This is a genomic window from Pseudomonas spelaei (assembly GCF_009724245.1).
In the GTDB taxonomy this organism is placed as follows: domain Bacteria; phylum Pseudomonadota; class Gammaproteobacteria; order Pseudomonadales; family Pseudomonadaceae; genus Aquipseudomonas; species Aquipseudomonas spelaei.
Window position 1 is genome coordinate 302,658 of sequence record NZ_WNNK01000001.1, and the last position, 17,728, is coordinate 320,385.

16 protein-coding genes and 1 tRNA gene are annotated in these 17,728 nt (G+C 59.0%); 16 read left to right on the forward strand and 1 reads right to left on the reverse strand.

From position 1 onward, the window contains the following. Positions 1-3 precede the first annotated feature (3 nt). The 16 genes from GNF76_RS01365 (at position 4) to GNF76_RS01440 (ending at position 12,546) form a co-directional block, all read left to right on the forward strand. A complete protein-coding gene (locus GNF76_RS01365; RefSeq protein ID WP_155581379.1) occupies positions 4-357 on the forward strand; it encodes a ribbon-helix-helix domain-containing protein in 354 nt (117 codons plus the stop codon). Positions 358-548: 191 nt separating this feature from the next. Beyond that, on the forward strand, positions 549-770 hold the full coding sequence (locus GNF76_RS01370; RefSeq protein WP_010208103.1) for an FmdB family zinc ribbon protein: 222 nt from the start codon (positions 549-551) through the stop codon (positions 768-770). A 109-nt stretch (positions 771-879) separates the two neighbouring features. Continuing rightward, on the forward strand, positions 880-2,655 hold the full coding sequence (gene aspS, locus GNF76_RS01375; protein ID WP_155581380.1) for an aspartate--tRNA ligase: 1,776 nt from the start codon (positions 880-882) through the stop codon (positions 2,653-2,655). Positions 2,656-2,789: 134 nt separating this feature from the next. Continuing rightward, positions 2,790-3,536 carry a YebC/PmpR family DNA-binding transcriptional regulator gene (locus tag GNF76_RS01380; protein ID WP_155581381.1) on the forward strand — a complete coding sequence of 249 codons (747 nt, stop codon included), beginning with the start codon at positions 2,790-2,792 and terminating at the stop codon, positions 3,534-3,536. 167 nt (positions 3,537-3,703) lie between these two features. Further along, positions 3,704-4,228 carry a crossover junction endodeoxyribonuclease RuvC gene (gene ruvC, locus GNF76_RS01385; RefSeq protein ID WP_155581382.1) on the forward strand — a complete coding sequence of 175 codons (525 nt, stop codon included), beginning with the start codon at positions 3,704-3,706 and terminating at the stop codon, positions 4,226-4,228. 116 nt (positions 4,229-4,344) lie between these two features. Further along, positions 4,345-4,956: a Holliday junction branch migration protein RuvA gene (gene ruvA, locus GNF76_RS01390; protein WP_178123128.1), complete on the forward strand. Its 612-nt coding sequence runs from the start codon at positions 4,345-4,347 to the stop codon at positions 4,954-4,956. Then, the gene (gene ruvB / locus GNF76_RS01395) at positions 4,957-6,015 is read left to right on the forward strand and encodes a Holliday junction branch migration DNA helicase RuvB (protein WP_178123129.1); all 1,059 of its coding nucleotides are present in this window, start codon (positions 4,957-4,959) and stop codon (positions 6,013-6,015) included. Between the two features lie 139 nt (positions 6,016-6,154). Continuing rightward, positions 6,155-6,610: a tol-pal system-associated acyl-CoA thioesterase gene (ybgC, locus tag GNF76_RS01400; RefSeq protein WP_155581383.1), complete on the forward strand. Its 456-nt coding sequence runs from the start codon at positions 6,155-6,157 to the stop codon at positions 6,608-6,610. A 1-nt stretch (position 6,611) separates the two neighbouring features. Then, positions 6,612-7,307 (forward strand): protein TolQ, encoded by a 696-nt coding sequence (gene tolQ / locus GNF76_RS01405; RefSeq protein WP_048727035.1) that lies wholly within the window; start codon positions 6,612-6,614, stop codon positions 7,305-7,307. 23 nt (positions 7,308-7,330) lie between these two features. After that, the gene (gene tolR / locus GNF76_RS01410) at positions 7,331-7,783 is read left to right on the forward strand and encodes a protein TolR (RefSeq protein ID WP_161635741.1); all 453 of its coding nucleotides are present in this window, start codon (positions 7,331-7,333) and stop codon (positions 7,781-7,783) included. Next, the gene (gene tolA, locus GNF76_RS01415; RefSeq protein ID WP_155581384.1) at positions 7,783-8,856 is read left to right on the forward strand and encodes a cell envelope integrity protein TolA; all 1,074 of its coding nucleotides are present in this window, start codon (positions 7,783-7,785) and stop codon (positions 8,854-8,856) included. The genes tolR and tolA overlap by 1 nt, the downstream gene beginning before the upstream one ends. A 17-nt stretch (positions 8,857-8,873) precedes the next feature. After that, positions 8,874-10,154 carry a Tol-Pal system beta propeller repeat protein TolB gene (tolB, locus tag GNF76_RS01420; protein ID WP_155581540.1) on the forward strand — a complete coding sequence of 427 codons (1,281 nt, stop codon included), beginning with the start codon at positions 8,874-8,876 and terminating at the stop codon, positions 10,152-10,154. A gap of 52 nt (positions 10,155-10,206) precedes the next feature. Further along, positions 10,207-10,707, forward strand: coding sequence for a peptidoglycan-associated lipoprotein Pal (gene pal, locus GNF76_RS01425; protein WP_003209827.1), 501 nt, complete (start codon positions 10,207-10,209; stop codon positions 10,705-10,707). A gap of 6 nt (positions 10,708-10,713) precedes the next feature. Further along, entirely contained in the window at positions 10,714-11,547 is an 834-nt protein-coding gene (gene ybgF / locus GNF76_RS01430; protein ID WP_155581385.1) for a tol-pal system protein YbgF, read from the forward strand. Positions 11,548-11,712: 165 nt separating this feature from the next. Next, a complete protein-coding gene (gene queE / locus GNF76_RS01435) occupies positions 11,713-12,360 on the forward strand; it encodes a 7-carboxy-7-deazaguanine synthase QueE (protein WP_155581386.1) in 648 nt (215 codons plus the stop codon). A gap of 110 nt (positions 12,361-12,470) precedes the next feature. Continuing rightward, a tRNA-Lys gene (locus GNF76_RS01440) sits at positions 12,471-12,546 on the forward strand. A gap of 141 nt (positions 12,547-12,687) precedes the next feature. Here the strand turns inward: GNF76_RS01440 and GNF76_RS01445 are convergent. Further along, on the reverse strand, positions 12,688-17,643 hold the full coding sequence (locus GNF76_RS01445) for a hemagglutinin repeat-containing protein (protein WP_155581387.1): 4,956 nt from the start codon (positions 17,641-17,643) through the stop codon (positions 12,688-12,690). Positions 17,644-17,728 lie beyond the last annotated feature (85 nt).

The following is a 17,728-nucleotide window of genomic DNA, read 5'->3' on the forward strand; positions in this document are numbered from 1 at the left end:
TGTATGTCACGCGGAGTGGGTAGTGGAGTTATGGAGACTTCTGGTTTTCATAAGATAAAAGTTGACCCCTTTGTTAAAGGGTTCGATATGCAACTGGCCAAGCCATTGTCCCGATCAGTCAGGCTTAATGGTTTTTCGACGTGTTTGCGACTTGAAGAAGTCTATTGGAATATTCTCACGGAGATCGCCAGGATCAATGCCTGTTCAGTCAGTGCTTTATTATCTTACGTGGATCGGGAAGTGCATTTGCGTTATGGAGGTGTGAAGAACTTCAGTGGTCTTGTCCGGGTGGTATGTGTTGTCCATGCCCTGAAGGGGCGTATAACGGCACCTGATGGTCAGGTCGGCTTGGGCTGACCCGGGCGCCCGATGCCTGGCCCTGGGTCGGGTATCGGGGCAAATCCGGCGCCGGCCGTATCTATATAAAGAGCCGCGAGCCGCTACGGCTGCACAGCCTCGATTTACCAGATATAATCCCGCTCTTTGCTGTCGCCGGAGCTTTCAGGGGCCGGCGCGGCGCAGCAGTGATCTGATCGCCGAGACATTCCATGCCCATGTACGACTATCAATGTGCCTCCTGCGGTCATCAGTTGGAAGCCATTCAGAAGATCAGCGCCGCGCCGCTGGTCGATTGCCCTGCCTGCCAGGCGCCCGAGTTGAAGAAGATGCTGTCCATGCCAGGCTTTCGCTTGAGCGGCAGTGGCTGGTACGAGACCGACTTCAAGACCGGCTCGAAGAAGAATCTGGCTGGCGGCGACAAAGCAGACTGAGTTGAACTCCACGCGTGAGCTCTTGCATTATCCGACACCTGACTTAATGTGCGGTGACCCAGGCAAGACCTCCACCGAATTTCGAATTACGAGAAGCGAAACCACTACCATGATGCGCAGCCATTATTGCGGCCAACTGAACGAGACCCTGGAAGGTCAGGAAATCACCCTTTGCGGATGGGTTCACCGTCGCCGCGACCACGGCGGGGTGATCTTCCTCGACATCCGTGATCGTGATGGTCTGGCCCAGGTGGTGTTCGATCCGGACCGTGCCGAGAGCTTCGCCGCCGCCGATCGCGTGCGTAGCGAGTACGTCGTGAAAATCACCGGCAAGGTTCGCCTGCGTCCGGCGGGTGCCACCAACGCCAACATGGCGTCGGGCATGATTGAAGTCCTCGGCTACGAGCTGGAAGTGCTGAACGAGTCGGAAACCCCGCCGTTCCCACTGAACGAGTTCTCTGACGTCGGCGAAGAAACTCGCTTGCGCTATCGCTTCCTCGATCTGCGTCGTCCGGAAATGGCCGAGAAGTTGCGTCTGCGCTCGCGCATGACCACCAGCATCCGTCGCTTCCTGGACGAGAACGGCTTCCTCGATGTCGAGACGCCGATCCTGACCCGTGCTACTCCGGAAGGCGCGCGTGACTACCTGGTGCCTAGCCGTACCCACGCGGGTTCCTTCTTCGCGTTGCCGCAATCTCCACAGCTGTTCAAGCAACTGCTGATGGTGGCCGGCTTCGACCGTTACTATCAAATCGCCAAGTGCTTCCGTGACGAAGACCTGCGCGCCGACCGCCAGCCGGAATTCACCCAGATCGACATCGAGACCAGCTTCCTCGATGAAAAAGAGATCATGGGCCTCACCGAGCAAATGATCCGCAACCTGTTCAAGGAAGTGCTGGACCTGGAATTCGGCGAATTCCCACACATGACCTTCGAAGAAGCCATGCGCCGCTACGGTTCCGACAAACCAGACCTGCGTAACCCGCTGGAACTGGTTGACGTTGCCGACCAGCTCAAGGAAGTCGATTTCAAGGTGTTCAGCGGCCCGGCCAACGACCCGAAATGCCGCATCGCCGCGTTGCGTGTTCCAGGCGCCGCGAGCATGCCGCGCAAGCAGATCGACGACTACACCAAGTTCGTCGGCATCTACGGTGCCAAGGGCCTGGCGTACATCAAGGTCAACGAGCGCGCCAAGGGCGTTGAAGGCCTGCAGTCGCCAATCGTCAAGAACATCCCGGAAGCCAACCTCAACGTGATCCTCGATCGCGTTGGCGCGGTTGACGGCGATATCGTGTTCTTTGGCGCCGACAAGGCGAAGATCGTCAGCGAAGCTTTGGGTGCGCTGCGGATCAAGGTGGGTAACGACCTCGACCTGCTGACCTGCAAGTGGGCGCCAATGTGGGTCGTCGACTTCCCGATGTTCGAAGAAAACGACGACGGCAGCTTCAGTGCCTTGCACCACCCGTTCACCGCGCCGAAGTGCACGCCGCAAGAGCTGGAGGCCAACCCGGCCGGCGCTCTGTCCCGCGCCTACGACATGGTTCTGAACGGCACCGAGCTGGGTGGCGGTTCGATCCGTATCCATCGCAAGGAAATGCAGCAATCGGTATTCCGCCTGCTGGGCATCAACGAAGATGAGCAGCAAGAGAAGTTCGGCTTCCTGCTTGACGCACTGAAGTACGGTGCACCACCCCACGGTGGTTTGGCCTTCGGCCTTGACCGTCTGGTGATGCTGATGACCGGTGCCCAGTCGATCCGTGAAGTGATTGCCTTCCCGAAAACCCAGAGTGCTGCTGACGTGATGACGCAAGCTCCGGGTGTGGTGGATGCCAAGGCGCTGCGTGAACTGCACATCCGTCTGCGTGAAGCGCCAAAAGCTGAGTAAGGCTGCTGCGTGAAAGCGCGATAAGGTTTTACGCAGTCAAAAAGGCGCATCTTCGGATGCGCCTTTGCGTTAAAGAGCTAAATCCTGCCTGGGGCGGGATCGTTAAGGTTTCTAGAGAATTTCGGAGTTGTGTTATGGCTGGCCATTCCAAGTGGGCGAACATCAAGCACCGCAAAGAGCGTCAGGATGCCAAGAAAGGCAAGATCTTCACCAAGTGGATTCGCGAGCTGACCGTCGCTGCCCGCCAGGGCGGCGGTGACCCGGGCTCCAACCCGCGTCTGCGCTTGGCGCTGGACAAGGCCCTGGGCGCGAACATGAGCCGTGACATTATCGACCGCGCGGTCGCGCGTGGTGCTGGCGCGGCTGATACCGACGATATGGTCGAGCTGAGCTATGAAGGCTATGGCCCGGGCGGCGTGGCGGTGATGGTCGAGTGCATGACCGATAACCGTAACCGTACCGCCGCAGCGGTGCGCCATGCGTTCAGCAAGTGTGGTGGCAACCTCGGCACTGATGGCTCGGTGGCTTACCTGTTCGAGCGCAAAGGCCAGATCTCCTTTGCACCGGGTGTTGATGAAGACGCGCTGATGGAAGCTGCGATGGAGGCTGATGCCGACGACGTAGTGACCAACGACGACGGTTCCATTGATGTGTTCACCTCGTTCGCGGGTTTCTACTCGGTGCGTAACGCCTTGGACGCGGCGGGTTTCAAAGGCACTGATGCAGAAATCGTCATGTTGCCAACCACCAGTGCTGAACTGGACCTGGACGGTGCGCAGAAGGTGCTTAAGATGCTCGACATGCTTGAAGACCTGGATGACGTGCAGAACGTTTATTCCAATGCGGATATTCCAGAGTCGGTAGCCGAACAACTCGTCTGAGAGCACCCAAGATCCAATGTGGGAGCTGTCGAGCCCCAGCGAGGCTGCGATGGCATCGCCTCGGTGTTCCTGACACTGCGCGGTGCCTGCATCGCAGGCAAGCCAGCTCCCACCCTTGATCTTCGCTGTTTTGAGTTATTGTATTTTTTACCCAACCTGCAGGCGTTATGACTCTAATCCTAGGTATCGACCCCGGTTCGCGCATTACCGGCTTTGGCGTGGTGCAACATACCCCGCGAGGCTGTGTCTACGTTGCCTCGGGCTGTATCCGTACCGGTGCCGGCGAGCTGGCCGAGCGTTTGCAGATCGTTTACCGCGGCGTGCGTGAAGTGATCCAGACCTACGGCCCGGTGACCATGGGTATTGAAAAGGTCTTCATGGCCAAAAACGCCGACTCGGCCTTGAAACTCGGCCAGGCCCGTGGCGCCGCCATCGTTGCGGGTGCCGAAGAGGGCATGGAAATTGCCGAATACACCGCGACCCAGGTCAAACAAGCGGTGGTCGGCACCGGTGCGGCGAATAAAGAGCAGGTGCAGATGATGGTCATGCACATGCTCAAGCTCACCGCCAAACCGCAAATCGACGCCTCCGACGCCCTGGCCATTGCTATTTGCCATGCTCATACCCGTTCCAGTCTGCTGCCGCACGGGCTGGGTACGGCACGCAGTCGTGGCGGTCGCCTGCGTCTCTGATAGCATCAGCGCAATCATTCTGCGCGTAGCGTGTGAAAGGCCTGTGTTGTCGGCCGTCATGCCTGCGTTATTTCCGGTCAGGCCTGGATCTGACTCAAGCTTTAGGGATTTGAACCGTGATTGGACGTTTGCGCGGCACGTTGGCTGAGAAACAGCCGCCGCACCTGATTCTGGATGTAAACGGGCTGGGGTATGAGCTGGAAGTGCCCATGACTACCCTCTATCGCCTGCCCTCGATTGGTGAGCCGCTGACGTTGCACACGCATTTGGTGGTGCGCGAAGACGCGCAATTGCTCTATGGTTTCATCGGCAAGCGTGACCGCGACTTCTTTCGGGAGCTGATCCGCCTTAACGGCGTTGGGCCGAAGCTGGCGCTGGCCTTGATGTCGAGCCTTGAGGTCGATGAACTGGTGCGTTGTGTCTCTGCCCAGGACACCTCGGCCCTGACCAAGGTACCCGGTGTCGGCAAGAAAACCGCCGAGCGTTTGCTGGTAGAGCTCAAGGATCGCTTCAAGGCATGGGAAGTCGTGCCGAGTATGTTTGCCCTGGTGCCCAATCAGCCGGACGCTCCGGCTTCTCAAGTGGCCAGTGCCGAAAGTGATGCCGTCAGCGCGCTGATTTCCCTGGGCTACAAGCCTCAGGAGGCCAGCAAAGCTGTGTCGGCGATCAAGGACAAGAACCTGAGCAGCGAAGACATGATCCGCCGTGCCCTGAAGGGAATGATTTAAGTGATTGAAGCTGATCGTCTGATCGCGGCCACCGGCCCCCGGGACCGTGAAGAAGTCCAGGACCGGGCGATCCGCCCCCTGAGCCTGGCCGAATACATCGGCCAGCCCACCGTGCGCGAGCAGATGGAGTTGTTTATCCAGGCTGCACGCGGGCGCAGTGAGTCCCTGGACCATACGCTGATCTTCGGTCCTCCGGGCCTGGGTAAAACCACCCTGGCCAATATCATTGCCCAGGAAATGGGCGTGTCGATCAAAAGTACGTCGGGGCCGGTGCTGGAGCGACCGGGGGATCTGGCGGCGCTGCTGACCAACCTTGAGCCTCATGATGTGCTGTTCATCGATGAGATCCACCGGCTTTCGCCCATCGTCGAAGAAGTGCTGTACCCGGCCATGGAAGACTTCCAGCTGGATATTATGATCGGCGAAGGGCCTGCCGCGCGGTCGATCAAGCTCGACCTGCCACCGTTCACCCTGGTGGGCGCCACCACCCGTGCCGGGATGCTGACCAACCCGCTGCGAGACCGTTTCGGCATTGTTCAACGTCTAGAGTTCTATAGCACGGCGGATCTGGCCACGATCGTCGGTCGTTCAGCTGGGATTCTGGGTTTACCGCTCGACCCTGAAGGTGGCTTTGAAATCGCCCGCCGCGCCCGTGGTACGCCGCGGATTGCCAACCGCTTGTTGCGCCGGGTACGGGACTTTGCCGAAGTGCGGGCCAAGGGGCATATCACCAAGGCGGTAGCGGACCTTGCGTTGAACCTGCTGGATGTCGATGAGCATGGCTTCGACCATCAGGATCGACGCCTGCTCTTGACCATGATCGAGAAGTTCGACGGTGGCCCGGTGGGGGTGGACAGCCTGGCGGCAGCGATCAGTGAGGAGCGTCATACCATTGAGGACGTACTGGAGCCTTACCTGATCCAGCAGGGCTATATCATGCGTACGCCGCGGGGGCGCGTGGTGACGCGTCATGCTTACCTGCATTTTGGGTTAAACATTCCGTCACGATTGGGTGAGATGCCCGTGGTAGACGAATTCCTCGATGCAGTGGACGATTAAAAGGGCTTGGCCAGTCGATTTATTCGAGGTTTGTGCTGTCCTAGTGGCTGGCGTCGTCATTCTTTCATTAGAAATGTTTCAGCGAATGAAAAAACAGTTGCCTGGCCGGATTGGCAACCTGAGGAGTAAGCACTAGAGTATGCGCGCGCAAAACGGGGATCAGTCGTTCGCACATCGCTGTCGCGTTTATTACGAGGACACCGATGCTGGCGGCATCGTTTATTACGTCAACTATCTCAAGTTCATGGAGCGGGCTCGAACCGAGCGGCTACGGGAGCTGGGCTTTGCCCAATCCACGCTGGTAGGGGAGGACCTGTTGTTTGTCGTGCATTCCAGCGAGGCTCGTTATTACGCGCCGGCGCGGCTGGACGATGAACTGCTGGTCAGCGCAGAAATAACCGAATTGAACCGTGCCAGCCTGCGCTTTAAACAGCAGGTCAGGCGGGCTACGGATGCAACGCTGCTCTGTGAGGGGCAGTTCCTGGTGGCCTGTGTGCGCACCAACAGTTTGAAGCCTAGGGCCATTCCCGAAACTCTACGCGCGGCCTTTGCCGGCGTGAGCGGCGCGGGTAAACATTCAGAGCAGGAGATTTAGCGTGGAACCTACCGTCGTCGACCATTCCTCCATGTGGAGCCTGGTCAGCAATGCCAGTGTCGTGGTTCAACTGGTTATGCTGATCCTGGTAGCCGCATCGGTTACCTCTTGGGTCATGATTTTTCAGCGCAGCAACCTGCTGCGCGCCGGTCGACGTGCCCTGGAGAGCTTCGAGGAGCGCTTCTGGTCGGGTATCGACCTGTCCAAACTCTACCGTCAGGCCGGTAGCAACCCGGACCCGGATTCGGGCGTCGAGCAGATCTTCCGTGCCGGCTTCAAGGAGTTCTCCCGTCTGCGCCAGCAGCCAGGCGTTGATCCGGAAGCGGTCATGGAAGGCGTGGCCCGTGCCATGCGCGTCGCCATTTCCCGTGAAGAAGAGAAGCTGGAACAAAGCCTGCCATTCCTCGCAACCGTCGGTTCCGTCAGCCCGTACATCGGCCTGTTCGGTACCGTGTGGGGGATCATGAACTCCTTCCGTGGCCTGGCCCAGGCCCAGCAAGCGACCCTGGCCACTGTGGCCCCGGGTATCGCCGAAGCACTGATCGCTACCGCTATCGGTCTGTTCGCTGCCATTCCCGCAGTAATCGCTTACAACCGTTTTGCCGCACGTGGCGAAACCTTGATCAGCCGTTACTACACCTTCGCCGATGAATTCCAGGCGATCCTGCACCGTAAAGTGCACACCAGCGAAGAATAAGCAGGTAATTCCCAATGGCTTTAATCGCTCGAGCTCGCAAAAAGCGCAAGCCGGTCGCCGAGATGAACGTAGTGCCTTACATCGACGTGATGCTGGTACTGCTGGTTATCTTCATGGTGACCGCGCCGATGCTCAATCAGGGCGTGAAGGTTGATCTGCCCAAGGTTTCCAGCGAAGCCTTGCCGCAAGACAACAACACCCAGGTCCTGACCATTTCGATCAAGGCTGACAAGACCTATTACTGGAACCTTGGCAGCGAAGTCGATACCCAGAAACAGCAGGACAAGGCGATGACCTTGCCGCAGATGACTGACGCCGTGACCAAGATCATTCGCGCCGGCAACGAAGGTGGCAAGCACACCCAGGTGTTCATTCGCGGCGACAAGGTCGTTGATTATGGCTCCGTGATGGGTGCCATGGGCGGGCTGCAGAAGGCCGGGGTCGGTAATGTTGGCTTGATTACCGAGGCGCCCTGATGCACCAACAGCGAGAGCCGTCCGCCTCGGAAAGCTACTTCTGGCCTAGCGTCTGGGCAGTTGCCCTGCACGTCCTGGTATTTGGCATGCTGTTCGTCAGTTTTGCCATGACCCCGGACCTGCCGCCGGCCAAGCCGATCGTGCAGGCGACCCTGTATCAGCTGAAATCGAAAAGCCAGGCGACCACCCAGACCAATCAGAAGATTGCGGGTGAGGCCCAGAAGTCGGCTGCGCGCCAGACTGAAGTCGAGCAGATGGAACAGAAGAAGGTCGAGCAGGAAGCGGTGAAAGCGGCTGCGGAACAAAAGAAAGAAGAGGCGGCTCAAAAAGCCGAGGAATCGAAAAAGGCTGACGAGGCGAAGAAAGCTGACGAGGCGAAAAAGGCTGATGAAGCCAAGAAGTCCGAGAAAGCTGCCGAAGCCAAAAAGGCCGAAGAGAAACAATTGGCTGATATAGCCAAGAAGAAATCTGAAGAAGAAGCCAAGAAAGCTGCTGAAGAAGAGGCCAAGAAAAAGGCCGCTGAAGAAGCGAAGAAAAAGATAGTCGAAGACGCGAAGAAGAAAGCCGCGGACGACGCCAAGAAGAAAGCTGAAGCCGACGAGGCGAAGAAGAAAGTCGCCGACGACGCGAAGAAGAAAGCGGCTGCCGATGCCTCCAAGAAAAAGGCCCAGGAAGCGGCGCGTAAATCGACCGAAGAGAAAAAGGCCCAGGCCTTGGCCGATTTGCTTTCCGACACGCCGCAGCGTCAGCAGGCCTTGGCGGATGAGCGCGGTGATCAAGTCGCGGGCAGTTTCGACGATCTGATTCGGGCTCGGGCAGCAGAAGGGTGGGCACGTCCTCCTTCCGCACGTAAAGGTATGACAGTAGTGCTGCAGATCGGCATGTTGCCGGACGGTACGGTGACTTCGGTCAGCGTGGCCAAGTCCAGTGGTGATGGTTCGTTCGACAGTTCCGCGGTTGCAGCGGTCAAGAATATTGGCCGGTTGACCGAGATGCAGGGAATGAAACCAAGCGACTTCGCTCCCTACCGTTCATTCAAGATGACATTCACACCTGAGGATCTAGCCTTGTGAGAAACCTTCTTCGAGGAATGCTTGTCGTTATTTGCTGCATGGCAGGGATAGCGGCGGCGGATGAAAAGAACATCCTGGTCACCAGCGGCAGTGATCGGGCTACCCCGATCGCGGTTGTGCCGTTTGGCTGGCAGGGCGGCAGCGTACTGCCGGATGACATGGCTGAAATCATCGGTAATGACCTGCGTAACTCGGGTTACTACGCGCCGATTCCGAAACAGAACATGATCAGCCAGCCGACCCAGGCCAGCGAAGTCATCTACCGTGACTGGAAAGCCTTGGGCGCCCAGTACCTGATGGTGGGCAGCATTGTTCCGGCCGGCGGTCGCCTGCAGATTCAATACGCCCTGTTCAACGTCGCTACCGAGCAGCAAGTGCTGACCGGCAGCGTGTCGGGCACCGTGGATCAACTGCGTGACATGGCTCACTACATCTCCGATCAGTCGTTCGAAAAACTGACCGGTATCAAGGGAGCCTTCTCCACGCGTCTGCTTTACGTGACGGCTGAACGGTTCTCGGTGGACAACACTCGCTACACCTTGCAGCGCTCCGACTATGACGGCGCTCGGGCCGTGACCCTGTTGCAATCCCGTGAGCCGATCCTGTCGCCGCGTTTTGCGCCGGATGGCAAGCGTATCGCCTACGTATCCTTTGAGCAGCGTCGTCCACGGATCTTCGTTCAGCACATCGATACCGGTCGCCGTGAGCAGATCACCAACTTTGAAGGCCTCAACGGTGCACCTGCGTGGTCGCCGGATGGTTCGCGCCTGGCGTTCGTGCTGTCCAAGGACGGCAACCCTGATATCTACGTGATGAACATGGGTTCGCGCCAGATCTCCCGTGTGACCAGCGGCCCGGGTATCAACACCGAACCGTTCTGGGGCAAGGATGGTTCGACCATCTACTTCACCTCCGACCGGGGCGGCAAGCCGCAAATCTACAAAACCAGCGTTGGCGGTGGTGGTGCGGAACGTGTGACCTTTATTGGTAACTACAACGCCAACCCGAAGCTTTCTGCTGATGAAAAGACGTTGGTGATGATTCACCGTCAGGATGGTTTCACTAATTTCCGGGTTGCGGCCCAGGATTTGCAGCGCGGAACCGTAAAAATCCTTACAGATACCAACCTTGATGAGTCAGCCACTGTTGCGCCCAACGGCACCATGGTAATCTACGCCACCCGCCAGCAGGGCCGGGGAGTCTTGATGCTCGTGTCCATAAATGGACGCGTAAGGCTCCCGCTTCCTACCGCACAAGGCGAAGTCAGAGAACCGTCCTGGTCCCCTTACCTGAACTGACGCGGCGCTACACGTTTTACTTAACACACTGGGGTTCATTAGGAGTTTCACGATGGAAATGCTGAAGTTTGGTAAGTTTGCTGCTCTGGCTCTGGCTCTGTCCGTAGCCGTTGGTTGCTCCTCTAAAGGCGGCGACAATGCCGGTGAAGGCGCAGCTGTTGATCCAAACGCTGGTTACGGCGCTAACACGGGTGCAGTTGACGGCTCCCTGAGCGAAGAAGCTGCTCTGCGCGCGATCACCACTTTCTACTTCGAATACGACAGTTCTGACCTGAAGCCAGAAGCCATGCGCGCTCTGGACGTTCACGCCAAGGACCTGAAAGCTAACGGCGCTCGCGTTGTTCTGGAAGGTAACACTGACGAACGTGGTACTCGTGAGTACAACATGGCTCTGGGCGAGCGTCGTGCGAAAGCCGTTCAGCGCTACCTGGTACTGCAAGGTGTTGCTCCAGGCCAACTGGAACTGGTTTCCTACGGTAAAGAGCGTCCAGTTGCTACTGGCCACGACGAGCAGTCCTGGGCTCAAAACCGTCGCGTCGAACTGCGTAAGTAATTCGTCATGCGAACGTGCCGTCGTGTAGTAACCGTATTGACTCTCAGCCTGGCACCGCTTGCGGTGTGGGCTGCGGTTCCTGTGACTGATAGCAACTCTGGCTATAACAATAGCGGGAGCAGCTATCCGCCAGCAGGTTATGGCACGAACGGCGCCTATGCTGGGGGACCGGCTACTGCCGCTCCCTCAGCACAGGGCGAGCTGTTCAACCAGCTGCAACGCATGCAGGATCAATTGTCGCAGCAGCAAGGCACCATTGAGATTCTGCAAAACCAAGTGAACCAGCTGAAACAAGAAGGCCTGGAGCGATACCAGGATCTTGATCGGCGTATAGGAAACGGCGCTTCACCTGCCGCTACTCCTGATAATTCTTCTGCCGGTGGTGCCGCAAACGCCGCCGGTGGTGCAGTCGCAGGAGCCGCGGCTGCCAGCCAGGCCCCTGCTGCCAGCAGCGAACCGGGTGATCCGGCGAAGGAAAAGCTGTATTACGACGCAGCCTTCGACCTGATCAAAGCCAAGGATTTCGACAAGGCCAGCCAGGCCTTTACCGCATTCCTGCGCAAATACCCGAACAGTCAGTACGCGGGCAATGCCCAGTACTGGTTGGGTGAGGTGAACCTGGCCAAAGGTGATCTGCAAGGTGCAGGTCAGGCGTTTGCCAAGGTCAGCCAGCTCTACCCAAAGCACGCCAAGGTGCCTGATTCGCTGTACAAGCTTGCTGACGTAGAACGCCGCCTGGGTCATGCAGACAAGGTCAAAGGCATTTTGCAGCAGGTAGTGGCCCAATACCCGGGTACTTCCGCCGCTCAGTTGGCTCAGCGTGATTTGCAACGCATGTAAGCGTCGCTATTCCGTTTAGAAGAAACCCGCGCTTGTCGCGGGTTTTTTCGTTAGAATCCACGCCCTTTTATGAAACACGCTTCCTGGGGTTCACGCGTTGGCGGGATCTCTTGAAGTGCCTGACGGAGGCGGACAGCCTGTTTAGCTGTTACGCCCGTGGCGACTATGCAAGACACATTACGTATCACCGAAGTTTTTTACTCGTTGCAGGGTGAAACGCGCACTGCCGGCCTGCCGACTGTATTTGTGCGCCTCACCGGTTGCCCGTTGCGCTGCCAATACTGCGACAGTGCCTACGCCTTCAGTGGCGGAACCGTACGTACCCTGGACGACATCCTCCAGCAGGTGGCCGGCTACCGGCCGCGCTACGTCTGTGTGACGGGCGGCGAGCCCTTGGCACAGCCCAATGCCATTCCTTTGCTCAAGCGGCTCTGCGACGCCGGTTACGAGGTGTCGCTGGAAACCAGCGGCGCCCTGGATATTTCGGCGGTCGATCCTCGGGTCAGCCGGGTGGTCGACCTCAAGACCCCAGGCTCCAAGGAAGTGCAGCGCAACCGCTATGAGAACATCGACCTGCTGACGGCCAACGACCAGGTCAAGTTTGTCATCTGCTCCCGTGAAGACTACGAGTGGGCCAGCTCCAAGCTGATCCAGTACGGTCTCGACCGGCGTGCCGGCGAGGTGCTGTTCTCTCCAAGCCACCATGACCTGAATGCTCGCGACCTGGCGGACTGGGTGGTTGCGGACAACCTGCCAGTGCGCCTGCAACTGCAGTTGCACAAGTACCTTTGGAACGACGAGCCGGGCCGCTGAAAGGCTTCCAGGCGGCCAGAATTACTCACCCCGCGCGTTATTTCTGATTTATTTCAAATAAGGTGTTGAATAATCCTTAGAAATCAGTATTATACGCGCCACCACACAGCGGGTCGTTAGCTCAGTTGGTAGAGCAGTTGGCTTTTAACCAATTGGTCGTAGGTTCGAATCCCACACGACCCACCATTTTTGGCGGTTTAGAAAATCCGGAAGGCCCACGCAAGTGAGGATTTCCGGGTTTTTTTTTGCCTGAAAAATAGCGAATTCTTAGAATACAATGCCACCAATGGGAACGAGCAAACGCGCTCCCACCGGTGGCACTCCTACTTAGTTGATCTTCTGATCAATCCCAGCCTGCAACTCCTGGCTGTCACTGTGCCCGCCAGCCCGCAGCGGCCCAAGGTTGAAGGCTTGATCCTTGCGGGTGGCCTCGTCCTGTTTCTGGGTCAGCTCATCCTTGGCGCCCAGAACCAGGTTAACCGGCGACTTCGAGATGTTCAGCCCAACATCGGCGCGGTAGTCGCTACCCGCCAGGGTAGTGGCCGTGACGGTAGAGCCGCCGAGGTTGACCTTGCCGTCGCTGGCGCTGATCCGTGCGCCGGTCAATCGAGTATCGCCTCCTACCTGCAGATCGACGCCCCGGTTACCACTGATGCCCGATGCCTGGGTGACGCTGTCCTTGATGATATGGCTGACGTCCAGGTTCAAGGTCGGGGTGTAGGTGGTGTTGCCGCTCTTGTCGCCAAACAGCACGCTTTCTGCGGTATTGGCCACCGAGCTGCCGGTGGTGTTCTTGTCGCTGACGGTGTAACTGTCACTGGTTTTCGGCCAGAACTTATCCTTGACGCCGGACAGGCGAGTGCCCAGGGCATCCTTCTTGTCCGCCAGGTAGGTCTTGGCTTTGTCCACGCGAGTGCCGAAGGCGCCGCGTGGCTCTGGGTTGACGTCGTAGCTGCCACTGCGGGTGAGTTTCTCCCCCAGGCGCTCCTTGGCATTGCTGACGCTGTTGACCACGCTGTCTTTGGCTGAGGCCAAATGCTCGGTGCCCTTGTCGACGACGTTCTCCAGTTTCTCGCGGTGTTTGTCGAATGCACCCTCGGCCTTGGCTTGCACCTTGTCCTTGAGCGGGCCTGTGGTCTTGGCCAGTTTGTCGACCACGCCCGGTTGGTTTTTTTCGACGTCCAGCTTGGCATCCACATTGACCTGGGTGCTGCTGACCTGATCCTTGCGGCTCTCTATCACAAGGTCCCCGCCAATCTTGCCGCTGACTTGGTCGGCTTCAATCCGCGCGCCAGCCAGATGAGTATCCCCAGCGCTGTTGATGACCACGCTGTCGGCCTTGATCAGGCTGTCATGCTGGGTAGTGCCTTGCAGATGATCGACATCGACTTTCACTCGGGCATTGATGCCGTGCTGGGTCTTTGGCGTGTCATGTTCACCGGCATTGGCGAGGGTGGTTTTGCCACCACTGCCGCCGGCGCCCAAGCCTACGCCCCAGCTGTTATGAGCCTGGGTCGATTGCGCGGACTCTTGCAGGATGCCGCCTTTCTCTGCATCGAGGCTGACACTGCCGGCCTTGATATGGGTGCCTTGCAAGTGGATGGCATCCACCGTATCAGCGCCGCTGGCCAGGGCAACCTTACCGTTGCTGTGCAACTGCGCGACGGTGACACCCTGGTCGTTTTCCGCCACTTTGCCGATGTTGAAGTTGGCGCTCAGGCTGCCGGTCTTGCCACTGCTTTCGGCGCTGCTGGTCTTGCCAGCACCGATAGTCAGGCCGCCACCCAGGTTACTGCCATCGCTGACATGGGTGTTGGTCGCCGCTTGCAGGTCCAGCTTGCCACCGGCATTGAGGCTGATATCACCGGTCTTGGCGGTACTGCTGCCGATCTGGGTGCCTTGCAGGGTCAGGTCGCCGCCGCTGGTGAGCTGGATCGGTCCGTTGCCCTGGATCGTCGCGACGTGAGCCTGGCTGTCCTGGGTGTCCAGGCGCTTATGGTCCAGTTGCACGCCGGCACCGAGGTTGACGTTAGTGCCGCTGGTGCCCGGGGCGGTGCCCACGGTCAACGAACCATTGCCGCGCAGGGTGTTGCTGTTTTTGCTCTGGGTGTCGTTGGCCTGGTTCAGCGCCAGCTCACCACCAGCCTTGAGGTTGACTCCTGCCTGGCCGCCATTGAACTGGCTGCCTTCATAACGGGCATCGCCCTTGGTGTTGATGTTGACGCCCTGGGTCCCGGCGTAGCTGCCGACCACTGCCGTGCTGGTGGTTTCCCGCACATCGCTGCTGCCGCCCGTGCCGCTGCCGCGTACGTTCAGGTCTTCACCGGTGGTGGTGTAGACCCGCACGCCCACCTTGGCGTCTACGCCTTGCTCACTGCTGCTGTGGGTATTGGCCGCCGCCGTGGCAACGTGGCTGCCGGCATCGATCTTCAACCCGCCGTCAGTGGCACGGTATTGGGTGCCTTCATCCTGCAGTTTGCCCGCCACATTGACCTGCACCGTGCCGCCACTGAACTGGCTGACCACTGCAGTACTGTCCTGCTGGGTCCGGCTTTTGTTGGTGTGACCCACTTCCACATCGAGCCCGATATTGGGCTGCTCGAAGGCGTCCAGCAATCCTGGCTGATGGAACTTGGTCTGGGCCACGCCTTCGACGGCTTTTTCGATCGGCCGGGTGATGCCTTTGTATTCGACATTCGCGCCGACATCGGCGGTCCAGCCGTTTTCTTTGTGGGTGCTGGTTTCGCTGTTATGGGCCGCCTGGTTATCGACTTGGGCAGCGTTAACCTGCAACTCGGAGCCGGCCTTGACCTGGGCGCCCTGGCTGGTGAGGGTGTTGCCGGCATTGATGGTCAGCTTGCCTGTCGCTGCCACGTTGCTGGTTTGTGCGGTGGTTTTGCTGCGGGTGTCTTGGCTGCTCTGATGGCTGAATTCTGCGCCACTGCCGGCCTTGTCCAGGCCGCCGGTGTAGTAGACGCCGCCACCGATGGTGGTCTTGTCGGTTGCGTGGGTGGTGCTGTCGTGGGCCGCCAGCAGCTCGACGTTTTTGCCGCTCAAGGTTGCATCGCCGTCGGTGGCCTTGAGGTCGGAACCCTTGACGCTCAAGTCGCCCCCTGCCGTGACGGCCAGGGTGCCGCCGCTGAGGCTGGAGGCCTGTTGACGGGTGGTGTCGGTCTTGCTGGTTTGCTGCTGGTCTTCATAGCGCACACCCGCACGATATTGGCGGGTGCCGTCGGCGGTTTCCTTGGCGTAGCCGTCAAAACCTCGGGTGTGGGTGCTGGTGGTGTCGTGGGAGGTGTTTTCAGCTGAGGCGATCTTGATATCGCCCTTGGCATCCGCCTTCAGCTCGCCTGCCGCCGACACTTGGGAGCCGCTGACTTCGATGTCCTTGGCGCTTTGCAGCTTGAGGTTACTGTCCGAGCGCAGGTTACTGGCGACGACGGTGCTGTCCTTGAGGTTCTTGCGGCTCTCATCCTTGGAGATACCGAAAAACTTGCTGTCCTTGCTGTAGCTGTTGTCGTGGGAAAGATCGCGCACGCCGTCGATCACCAGCGAACCTTTATCACTGATCACACTGGCTTGTTTGCCGCCACGGGCCTGGCTGCCGCTGATGCGTACTTCGTCAGCCTTGACGATCAGCTTGCCGTCGGCGTTGACCTTACTGCCGGTGTTCAAGGTCTTGCCCTTGTCGCCATCGCCGTTTTTGCCGAAGAAGCTGCCGCCTACCAAGTCGCCGGAGTAGGAATTGTCGCTGTTGCTCTGGGTACGGCTGGCGCTGGTGATTTCCACTTGCCGGGCGGCCAGTTGAATGTCACCCGGGGTTTTCAACTCTGCGCCTTGCAGTTGCAGTTTTTGTTGGCTGCTCAGTTCCAGGTTCTTGCCGGCCTTGAGGCTGCTGGTGACGCTGCGTTGCTCGCTGCTGGACTTGTCCCAGTTGGCTTTCCACAGGTGCTTGCGGTGGTTGCCCTGGTCACGGGTTTCGTGGGTCTCTGTGGCGGCACTCAGGCGCAGATCGTCGCCACTCTTGATGTTCAGCGTGTCGCCTGCTTCAACGCTGCTGGCCTTGATTTCGGTCTTGGCGCCGGAAGACAGCGCGGCATTCCGCTGGGCCACGACCTTGTTACCGTGCTGGCGCGAGTCCTTGTCGGTGGTGGTGGCGTCATAGGTTTCGTAGGTGAACAGAAAGTTGCTGTTTTCCCACTTATCACGATCTTGCTGGAGTTTGTGGCTTTCCAGGCTGCTCAGGGTCAGGTTGCGGCTGGCGTCGAGCTTGACGTTACGCCCGCTCACATCGGTGGCGGCCAGGTTCAAGTCCTTGCTGCTGTGCAGGCTGACATCGCCCTGGCGGCTTTGCACGCCGGCACGAGTGGCTTCAAGGCTATTAGCGTGCACTTGGCCGCTGATATCGAGGTCACCGGCAGAGCTGATTTTTACGCCGTCGCGGCCATTCACCTGCACCGCGCCGACCCGAACACCTGCGCCTTCGGCGGTGCTGATGATGTTGATACGTCCGGCCTGCATTGCGCCGAACAGGCTGGCGTCGATGCGCTGGTCCTGGGTCTTGCTGGCCGGATCGACCTTGCGCACTTCGCCGCTGGCGAAGTCGACCTGGTTGCGGCCGACGGTAAGGTTCAATTGGTCCCGGGCATCGAGGTGGCCCTGGCTGTCGATGCGCGGGGCGATCAGGTTGATTGAGCCACCGCGGTTTTGCAGGCCCTGGCCTTGCACCGTCAATTGCCCGCGAGCATCGCGGGTGCTCAAGGCTTGCAGCTTGCCGTCAGTGAGCTCGGGACGGCCTACCACCAGGTTGGCGTTGGGGGTGTTGATGAAGCTGCCGCCGTTGACCGAGATCCCGTTAGGGTTAGCCAGTACATAGTCGGCTGCCCGGCCGAAAATCTCCTGGGCGCCATTGAGGGTCGAGGCATTGCGGCTGATCACTTCGTTGAGGATCACGCTGGCCGCCTGGCCCTGGAATTGCGGGTTGGCCGCCAGATGCCCGGCGAGCTGGGATTGCCCGGCCTGCAGAGCGTTGTTCAGCACCACGCCCTGGCGGTCGACGTTGTAGTCCAGAAATTGGTTATGGGACAGGCCGCCGGCATTCGGCGCGACGATATTGACGATCGGCACACCCCCCTGATTTTGCAATTGCGGGGTCCCGCCGGGGCCTTCGACTACCGTAAGGCCAGCGGCCAATACCAGTTGAGGCACCAGGAACAGACTGGCGATGGCCCAGCGCAGTTTGCCACTGGGGGAGAGGTGAAAGCGGTGTGTGTCATTCGGCATAAAAAGTCTCGCTCTATGTTGTCTGATCCGGTCAGTGCGCCGTTCGGTGCGACGCTGCTGTGGGCCAGGTACATCGTTTATGTCA